The organism is Streptomyces novaecaesareae, from assembly GCF_000716875.1.
Taxonomy (GTDB): Bacteria; Actinomycetota; Actinomycetes; order Streptomycetales; family Streptomycetaceae; genus Kitasatospora; species Kitasatospora novaecaesareae.
The window spans coordinates 42,181-50,527 of record NZ_JNWQ01000053.1 but is presented as its reverse complement, the minus strand read 5'-3'; the positions used below and the strand labels follow the sequence as shown (position 1 = coordinate 50,527).

Genomic DNA, 8,347 nt, shown 5'->3' with positions numbered 1-8,347 from the left:
GAAGACGGCATACGAGATTTCTGCCTGTCTCGTGGGCTCGGAGATGTGTATAAGAGACAGCCCCTGTACCGCCCCCGTATCGCCCCGCCTCGCTCCCGTGTTTGCCGACGTGCGGTGTCCGGTGTTTAATAAATGAACAGGCATTTATTAACGAGAGGTGACGACGGTGGCACGCCCCCGAGGGGTCGACGACGCGGTGATCCTGCGCGCGGCGGCACGGGTCATGGGCCGGGTCGGGCCCGCAGGCCTCACCCTGGCCGCCGTGGCGGGCGAGGCCGGGGTCGTCCCGGGCACCCTCGTGCAGCGGTTCGGCTCCAAGCGCGGGCTGCTCCTGGCGCTCGCCGACCAGTCCGTCCGGGACGCCGACGAGCTGATCCGGCGGGTGCGCCGCACGCACGACGGCGCCCTCGCCGCCCTGGCGGAGCTGCTGACGGAGACGACGACGCAGCTGGCCACGCCGGAGGCGTTCGCCAACCACCTGGCCTTCCTGTGCGCGGACCTCGCCGACCCGCAGCTCCACGAGCGCGCCCTGGCCGTCCACCACGCCCAGGCGCGAGCGATCGGGGAACTGCTGGCGCAGGCGGCCGGCGCCGGAGAGCTGCGCGCCACGACGGACGTCACGGCGCTGACCCGCACCGTGCAGGCGGTCACCGCCGGCGCGGGCCTGACCTGGGCCCTCGACCGCGAAGGCACCCTCGGGCAGCGGCTGCGACAGGAACTCGACGCCGCCCTCTCGCCCCACCTCCCGCCCCACCCCGCCGACGACCCGGAGGAATCATGACGACCGACAAGCGCCCGCTGGCCGGAAAGGTGGCCCTCGTCGCCGGAGGCACCCGGGGCGGGGGGCGCGGCATCGCCGTCGAACTCGGAGCGGCCGGCGCCACGGTGTACGTCACCGGCCGCAGCAGCACGGGCGGCCGCTCCGGCCTGGACCGCCCGGAGACCATCGAGGAGACCGCCGAACGGGTCACCGCCGCCGGCGGCCTGGGCATCCCCGTCCGCACCGACCACAGCCGCCCCGAGGAGGTCCGGGCCCTCGTCGACCGGATCGCGGCCGACCAGGACGGGCGGCTCGACGTCCTGGTCGACTCCGTCTGGGGCGCGGACCCGCTGACCGACTGGGACCACCCCCTGTGGGAGCAGGACCTCGACACCGGCCTGCGGCTGCTGCGGCAGGCGGTGGACACCCACGTGATCACCAGCCGGTACGTGCTGCCGCTCATGGTCGCCCGCAGGAGCGGCCTGGTCGTCGAGGTCACCGACGGCAACACCGCCCGCTACCGAGGCTCCTTCTTCTACGACCTGGCGAAGTCGACGGTCATCCGCCTCGCCGTCGCCCAGGCCGCCGAGCTCGCGCCGCACGGCGTCGCGGCCGTGGCGCTCACCCCCGGCTTCCTGCGCTCGGAGGCCGTACTGGAGCACTTCGGCGTCACCGAGGAGAACTGGCGCGAGGGCGCGGCACGGGATCCGGACTTCGCCCAGTCCGAAAGCCCCGCCTACCTGGGCCGGGCCGTGGCCGCCCTGGCCGCGGACCCGCACGTCATGGCCAAGAGCGGGAAGGCGCTGGCCACCTGGGGCCTGTACCGGGAGTACGGCTTCACCGACGCCGACGGCACCCGGCCGGACTTCGCCGCCCACTGGGCCGAGAACCTGGAGGAGAAGTTCGGCCCCCTGGGGGACCCGCTCTGACACCTGCCCCGCCCTGCCCCGCCCACCTGCCCCGCCCGGCCCCGCCCTCGGGCGGTCCGGGTCGCGGCGGTCCGGGCCGCGGCCGTCCACGCGCGGTTGACGCCGGACACGCCTGCTCCACCGTCCGGCAGGCCCGACGCCACCCCCCGTTCGCCCAACGGCCGTATGCTGTCCCTACATTCGGGCCACTGCCGGTGATCGGTCGTCGGCGGCGCGCACCCGCCCGGCCCGCCCGGCCCGTCCGCTGCTGAGCGAAAGGCCGCCCGATGGCCCCGCGCCTGTCCGTCGTCGTCCCGATCTACAACGTCGAGCGCTACCTCCGGGAGTGCCTGGACTCGATCGCGGCCCAGACCTTCGAGGACTTCGAGTGCGTCATGGTCGACGACGGCTCGACCGACGGCGGCCCCGCCATCGCCGAGGCGTACGCGGACCGGGACCGGCGCTTCCGGCTGGTCCGGCAGGAGAACAAGGGCCTCGGCGCCGCCCGCAACACCGGCTGGCGCCACCTCGCCCCCGGCACCGCCTACCTCGCCTTCGTCGACAGCGACGACGTCCTGCCCCCGCACGCGTACGAGCTGATGATCCGCACGCTGGACGAGACCGGATCCGACTTCGCCACCGGCAACGCGATGCGCCTGCGCACCACCGGCCTCACCCCCTCGCACGCCCACCGCCGCCCGTTCCGCGAGACCCGGCTGCGCACCCACGTCAGCGAACTGCCCGCCCTGGTCACCGACCGCACCGCCTGGAACAAGGTCTACCGGCGCTCCTTCTTCGACGCCGCGGGCATCCTCTACCCCGAGGGCATCCTGTACGAGGACGCCCCGGTCAGCGTGCCCCACCACTTCCTCGCCGACCGGGTCGACGTCCTCGCCGACCCGATCTACCACTGGCGGGTCCGCGAGGACGGCGAGCTGTCCATCACCCAGAAGCGGACCGACCCGCGCGGCCTGGTCGACCGGGTCCGCTCGATGGAACTGGTCCGGGAATGGCTGCTCGCCCGCCCCGAGCCGGCGTTCGCCGAGCACCTGCGCGCCTACGACCGCAACTGCCTGGTCGAGGAGATCCCGATGTTCTTCTGGTCCGTCCCGGACGGCGACCGCGGCTACCGCGAGGCCTACCAGCAGCACGTCAGCCGACTGCTCCGGGCCATCGGCCCCGACCCCCTCGCCGACCTGAACACCCAGCTGCGCCTCAAGTACCGCCTGACCCTGGCCGACCGGATGCACCGCTTCGTCGCCGTCCAGCGCCTGCACCGCCTCGCCCGCCGCACCCGCCAGGCCACCGCCCGCACCTGACCCGGGCATGAAGGCGGGGGCGATCAACGTGCCGACGGCCGAGGCGCTCGACCGCCGCGGCCTGCTGCCCGCCGCCGAACGGGTGCAGCGGGACCTGCTCGCGCGAGTGGGGCCCCTCGCGAACCCGCCCGACGGCCATCAGCCCGGTACCGGAGACGGCCCGGCGCCGGCCTGCCGGCAGACCGGCCGCGCTTCACCGGGCACTTCGCGGGGATGGTCCTCGACCCCGGCCTCGTCGACTGGGCCGACCAAGACCTCGCCGCGCACACCGCGGTCGCCAGAGCACGGATGGTGCCGCAGCGCGAGCTGGAGGAGCTGCTGGCCGACCACGTCGCGCGGCTCGGCGTCCCGGTGCGCCGCGGGGTGGAGGTCACCGCGCTGGAGGACACCGGCGACGGCGTGCTCGTCGCCACCACCGCCGGCCCGGTGCGCACCGGGTGGCTGGTCGGCTGCGACGGCGGGCGCAGCACCGTACGCCGCCTCACGGGCATCGCCTTCCCCGGCACCGACCCCGAACTCACCGGACACCTGGCGGTCGTCGACATCGCCGACCCGGAGAAGCTCGCCGACGGATGGACGTGGTCGGCCCGGGGCGCCTACCGCTGCGGGCCGCAGCCCGGGCGGGTGGCCACCGTGGAGTTCGGCCGCGCGCCCGCCGACCGTACGGAGCCCGTCACCCTCGACGAACTGCAGGCCGTACTGCGCCGGGTCTCGGGCACCGACGTCACGCTGACCGCGCTGCGCGGCGCCGCGACCCGCTGGAGCGACAACGCCCGCCAGGCCGCCGCCTACCGCTCGGGCCGCGTGCTGCTGGCCGGCGACGCCGCGCACGTGCACTCGCCGTTCGGCGGCCAGGGGCTCAACCTCGGGGTCGGCGACGCGATGAACCTCGGTTGGAAGCTCGGCGCCGTGGTCGCCGGGTGGGCGCCCGAGGGGCTGCTCGACACCTACGACGCCGAACGCCGCCCGCTGGGCGCCTGGGTGCTGGACTGGACGCGCGCCCAGAGCGGGGCGATGCGCGGGGACGCCGCGTCGGCCGCGCTGCGGCAGGTCCTCGCCGACCTGCTGGGCACCCGGGACGGCGCGACCCACGCGGTCAAGCAGATCTCCGGCGTCACCCAGCGCGTCGACCTGCCCGGCGGCCACCCGCCGGTCGGCCGCTGCGCCCCCGACCTGTGGCTGACGGACGGCTCCCGGCTGGCCGACCACGGCCACGGCGGCGGGTTCCTGCTGCTCGACCGCACCCCGGACGGTACGCTCGCCCGCCTCGCCGGGGCCTGGAGCGGGCGGGTGACCGGCCTTGCCGACGCGGGCGGTGCCGGTACGGGAGGTGGAGACGCAGCACCGGCCGGGGTGCTGGTCCGCCCGGACGGGGTGGTCGCCTGGGCCTGCGACACCGGCCGCACCGCCGACGCGGCCGCGGGCCTCGAAGCCGCCCTGCACCGCTGGGCCGGCGCACCCTCACCCTCGGCCGGCGCGCGGTAGCCGCCGTCAGGCCGGGCCCGGGACGGCACGCGGGACCGCGCCCGGGGCGGCGTCGTCGAGCAGGGCGAGCAGCCGGGCACGGACGTCGGCGGCCGCCTCGCGGGTGACCGGGTCCTCGCTCTCCAGCTGCGGGGCGATCAGCTCCGCGGCCGCGGCCAGGAGCGGGAGGGGCACCTGTGCGGTGCGCAGGTGGAGGAGCTGGGAGGCCGCCCGCTCGCCGGGCGTGGCGGGGGCGGGGGCGCTGGGAATCAGGGCGGTGATGCCCCGGGGGAGTTGACTGCCGGTCACCCGCCCATTGTCCCGTGCGCGGACCGGTGGTGATCACCACCGCGCCAGCGAGCCCCCCGAGCCCACCCTGAGCCCCCGTGAAGCCCGCGTCCCGTAAAGGTGGTGCTCCCGGGTGGAGCGGGGCGGGAGGATGACCGGCATGAATGCGATCATCAGTTTGGACCTGGCCGGTTTCGTTCCGCGCGAGGACGAGGAGGACGCCGGCGGCGGAAGCCGGGTGTGGGACGACGAACGCGGGGTGGTCCTGTCCGTCCACGACTTCGCGCTCGTCCCGGACCTGGTGGCCCCGCTCGACGCGGGCGAGCGGCTGCTGCGCGAACTGGCCCGCCACACCGCGCGGAACGGGGCCGCGCTGATCGAGGCCGAGGTCCGCCCACTGGGCGGCGTGCCGGGGCTGTGGCAGCTCGCCAAGGCCCCCAAGGCGGCCGGCCCCGGGCAGGTGTTCGTCGGGGCGTGGACGGTGCCGCGGGACCGGTGCAGCGTGGTGCTGAAGGTGCAGGCCGCCGAGGGGCCGATCAGCGGCATGCGGGAGGCGGTGGTCGCCGACCGCGTCGGGTTCGACGCCTACTTCCGCCCCCACCCCTACGACCCGCAGCTGCGCGCACCGCTGCCGTACCACGTGGGCGACCTCCCGGAGTGGGACGCGCACTTCCCGTCCCACCCGCTGACGCTGGTGCGGGAGACGCTGGCCCGGGTCGGCGCGAGCGCGGTGCTGGACGAGCGGTTCCGGGCCCTGCCGCCGTTCACCGGACCGGCTGCCGACGGCCCGGCTGTCGACGGCGGGGTGGCCGACGGCGGGGCTGTGACGGAGGAGCCCCGGCGGCGGTGGTGGCGGGGCCGCTGACCCCGCAGGTCCGCGGTGAACCGGACGGCGCGCGGCCTCCGTTGGCATGAGCACAGGGGTGGAGGGGCTCCGTCCCGTCGGCCGGTGGACGGAACTCCGGGTCCGCACACCTCCGATGACACCGTGCCGCGGCCGGCCGGGTACCGGCGCCGCAGCGGAAAGAGGGGAACGATGAGGAACAACGGAACGGTCAAGCGCGCCCTGTCACTCGCCGGCGCCGCGCTGGCGCTGGCCTCCGTCGCCGGGCTGACGTCGGCGACCAGCGCGTCCGCCGACGTCAACAGCGAGTGGAACTGCTCGCGCAACCCGAGCGGCTGGGACCACATGGACTGGGGCAGCTGCCTGCTGCCCGGCGACTCGCTGTACTCCGCCAACCGCGCCTACCGGCTGACCTACCAGAGCGACGGCAACCTGGTGCAGTACGACAGCCGCGGCACCGCGATCTGGGCGACCGCCACCACCGGCGGCGGGGCGGGCAAGGCGATCATGCAGTACGACGGCAACTTCGTCGTCTACGACACCTTCAAGAACGCCAAGTGGTCCTCCGCCACCAACTTCAACTGCAACCCCAGCGCCAACTGGGTGCGCCTGCAGGACGACTCCAACCTCGTCGTCTACCGCCCCCACTCGGGCAGCCCCTGGACGCCGGTCTGGTCCTCGCGCTACGGCCACGTCGGCACCTGCTGACCACGGCCCGACCGCACGGTCCGGCACCGGCGCCGGCCCCCCGCGGCCGCCGGCGCCGTGCGTCGTCCATCGAACGGGACGGCCAGCCCCAAGCCTTCTGCCCTGCCGATCGGCAGGGCAGAAGGCTTTCCGGGCACGGCTTTTATGCCGATCGGCACATGGTCCGCAGGCGGGTGCACCGACCAGGCTTGGAGGCGTCAACACGGCGGCCATCGGGGCCGCCGGGGGGAGGAGCCCACCATGTCCCGCATCCGCACGCACATCCGCACGCACGCCCACGTCCGCACCCGCGCCGCCCGGGCCGCCGCCGCCGTCACGCTGGCCCTCGCGGCACTGACGGGCGTCGCCCCGGCCTCCGCCACCACCGCCTCTACCCCCACCGCCGCCACCGCGACCACCTCGCCCGTCCGCCAGGACGCGCGGCCCGCCCGCCCGGCGAGCGTCAGCGGCACCGCCCGGATCTCGTACGCCTTCGTCCCGGACGACGAGATCTGGTTCACCGTCGACGCCCAGGCCGTCCCGTACAGCCGCCGCTTCCCGGGCACCGCCCTGGCCGACGGCCTGCCCACCGACGCCCGGGGCACCGTCCGGTACTCCCACCGCACCGCGGCCGACGGGCAGGTCCACAGCGCCGAGGCCGAGGTGGACTGCCTGGCCACCGGCGGGCCGGTGGCCACGCTGACCGCCGTCGTCACCAGGTCGGACATCGACAACGTCGGCCAGCGGATCGGCCTGAGCGTCTACCAGGGCCGCGAGGGCGACGCGGGCGGCCATGGCGGCGGCCGCCTCGGGTTCTCCTGGGGCATAGGCAACATGGACGTGGACGCGAACGGCGCGCCCTACCAGCCGGTGGTCGGCACCTGCATGGCCCCGGCCCCGTTCGCCCCGGTCCTGCGGGGCGGATTCACCGTCCACCACACCGAGTTGGAGGTGCGCTGACGGCCGGCCGGCGCCCGGACCAGCGGGGGAGCGGCACTCGGGCGGACCGGGCTCTCAGGCCGCGCGGGGCGCCGGGGTCAGGCGGCGCGGGCGGCGCCGGTGGTGCGGTAGCGCCCGGGAGTGGTGCCGAACTGCCGGGCGAAGGCGTGCGAGAGCGCGTACGGGCTGGCGTAGCCGACCTTGCGGGCCACGGCCTCCAACGGGTCGGCGGTGTTCCGCAGCAGGCCTGCGGCCCGGGTCATCCGCCACCAGGTGAGGTAGGCCATCGGGGGGCGGCCGGTGAGCGCGGTGAAGCGGCGGGTGAGGGTGGCGCGCGAGACCCCGACCCGGGCGGCCAGGGCCTCGGCCGTCCACGGGTGGGCCGGGGCGTCGTGGACGGCGGCGAGCGCGGCCGCCACCACCGGGTCCGTCAGCGCCGCGCCCCAGCCGTCGGCGCCGCGCCGGGTGGTCCAGGCCCGTACCAGGTAGACCAGCAGCAGGTCGATCAGCCCGGGCACGGCGAGCTCGCCGCCGGGGCGCGCGGTGGCCAGCTCGGCGCTCAACAGCTCTACGGCGGCCCGCAGTTCGGGATGCTCGCCGCTGCGGGTGGGCAGGTGGACGACCTCGGGCAGCTCGCGCATCAGCGGGTGTCCGAGCCCGTGGTCGAGGCGGTACTTGCCGCACAGCAGATCGGCCATGCCGGGGGCGTCCGCAGCATCCGGGCCGTCCGGGCCGTCCGCGCCGTCCTGAGCGTCCGCAGTATCCGGGGCGCCGGCCGGTCGGCGGGTGTCGAGCAGGGAATCCAGCCCCGGCAGGCGCGCCGCCCGGGAGGCCGTCAACTCCTCGCCGGACAGGGCGTGTCCGCTGCCGTGCGGCAGCAGGACCGCATCGCCGGGCCCCAGGCGCAGCGGCTCGCCGCCGTCGGCCACCAGCCAGCAGCTGCCGGCCAGCACCACGTGGAAGCCCGCGCCCGCGTAGGACGGAATCCAGGCACCCCACCGTCCCGCCACACGCAGCCGGTTGGAGGAGGGGCGGCCCGCCCGTACGGCGGCGATCGCGTCGCTGACCACGTCCATCCGGCCATCGTAGCCGTCCCCGGCGCGCCACCCCCGGACGCCAGGATGAGCCGATCACGTAT

Annotated in this window: 9 protein-coding genes; 7 read left to right on the top strand and 2 right to left on the bottom strand. The window is 75.6% G+C overall.

From position 1 onward, the window contains the following. The first annotated feature begins 166 nt into the window (after positions 1 to 166). The 4 genes from OP86_RS20740 to OP86_RS38845 all read left to right on the top strand — a co-directional run bounded on the left by OP86_RS20740 (position 167) and on the right by OP86_RS38845 (position 4,472). Entirely contained in the window at positions 167 to 781 is a 615-nt protein-coding gene (locus OP86_RS20740; RefSeq protein ID WP_245231815.1) for a TetR/AcrR family transcriptional regulator, read from the top strand. Next, positions 778 to 1,689 carry an SDR family oxidoreductase gene (locus OP86_RS20735; protein ID WP_030061360.1) on the top strand — a complete coding sequence of 304 codons (912 nt, stop codon included), beginning with the start codon at positions 778 to 780 and terminating at the stop codon, positions 1,687 to 1,689. Before OP86_RS20740 ends, OP86_RS20735 begins: the two co-directional genes overlap by 4 nt. 266 nt (positions 1,690 to 1,955) lie before the next feature. After that, positions 1,956 to 2,987 (top strand): glycosyltransferase family 2 protein, encoded by a 1,032-nt coding sequence (locus tag OP86_RS20730; RefSeq protein WP_033332728.1) that lies wholly within the window; start codon positions 1,956 to 1,958, stop codon positions 2,985 to 2,987. 213 nt (positions 2,988 to 3,200) lie between these two features. Then, positions 3,201 to 4,472 (top strand): FAD-dependent monooxygenase, encoded by a 1,272-nt coding sequence (locus OP86_RS38845; protein ID WP_280921456.1) that lies wholly within the window; start codon positions 3,201 to 3,203, stop codon positions 4,470 to 4,472. A gap of 6 nt (positions 4,473 to 4,478) precedes the next feature. Here the strand turns inward: OP86_RS38845 and OP86_RS35985 are convergent, their stop codons facing one another. Beyond that, the gene (locus OP86_RS35985) at positions 4,479 to 4,760 is read right to left on the bottom strand and encodes a hypothetical protein (RefSeq protein ID WP_030058845.1); all 282 of its coding nucleotides are present in this window, start codon (positions 4,758 to 4,760) and stop codon (positions 4,479 to 4,481) included. A gap of 139 nt (positions 4,761 to 4,899) precedes the next feature. Between OP86_RS35985 and OP86_RS20715 the strand changes: the two genes are divergently transcribed. The 3 genes from OP86_RS20715 to OP86_RS20705 all read left to right on the top strand — a co-directional run bounded on the left by OP86_RS20715 (position 4,900) and on the right by OP86_RS20705 (position 7,230). After that, on the top strand, positions 4,900 to 5,604 hold the full coding sequence (locus OP86_RS20715) for a hypothetical protein (RefSeq protein WP_245231814.1): 705 nt from the start codon (positions 4,900 to 4,902) through the stop codon (positions 5,602 to 5,604). A gap of 171 nt (positions 5,605 to 5,775) precedes the next feature. After that, positions 5,776 to 6,291, top strand: coding sequence for a hypothetical protein (locus tag OP86_RS20710; RefSeq protein ID WP_051830339.1), 516 nt, complete (start codon positions 5,776 to 5,778; stop codon positions 6,289 to 6,291). Between the two features lie 240 nt (positions 6,292 to 6,531). Then, positions 6,532 to 7,230 (top strand): hypothetical protein, encoded by a 699-nt coding sequence (locus OP86_RS20705; RefSeq protein WP_078653630.1) that lies wholly within the window; start codon positions 6,532 to 6,534, stop codon positions 7,228 to 7,230. 77 nt (positions 7,231 to 7,307) lie between these two features. Here OP86_RS20705 and OP86_RS20700 read toward each other — a convergent pair whose 3' ends face one another. Beyond that, positions 7,308 to 8,285, bottom strand: a complete 978-nt coding sequence (locus tag OP86_RS20700; protein WP_033332725.1) for an AraC family transcriptional regulator — start codon at positions 8,283 to 8,285, stop codon at positions 7,308 to 7,310. Positions 8,286 to 8,347: the final 62 nt, after the last annotated feature.

What these genes read in the sequence shown, in the direction of transcription:
- OP86_RS20735 (WP_030061360.1), top strand. Translation starts at nt 778, where the DNA reads ATGACGACCGACAAGCGCCCGCTGGCCGGAAAGGTGGCCCTCGTCGCC.
- OP86_RS20730 (WP_033332728.1), top strand. Translation starts at nt 1,956, where the DNA reads ATGGCCCCGCGCCTGTCCGTCGTCGTCCCGATCTACAACGTCGAGCGC.
- OP86_RS38845 (WP_280921456.1), top strand. Translation starts at nt 3,201, where the DNA reads ATGGTCCTCGACCCCGGCCTCGTCGACTGGGCCGACCAAGACCTCGCC.
- OP86_RS20715 (WP_245231814.1), top strand. Translation starts at nt 4,900, where the DNA reads ATGAATGCGATCATCAGTTTGGACCTGGCCGGTTTCGTTCCGCGCGAG.
- OP86_RS20710 (WP_051830339.1), top strand. Translation starts at nt 5,776, where the DNA reads ATGAGGAACAACGGAACGGTCAAGCGCGCCCTGTCACTCGCCGGCGCC.
- OP86_RS20705 (WP_078653630.1), top strand. Translation starts at nt 6,532, where the DNA reads ATGTCCCGCATCCGCACGCACATCCGCACGCACGCCCACGTCCGCACC.
- OP86_RS20700 (WP_033332725.1), bottom strand. Translation starts at nt 8,285, where the DNA reads ATGGACGTGGTCAGCGACGCGATCGCCGCCGTACGGGCGGGCCGCCCC.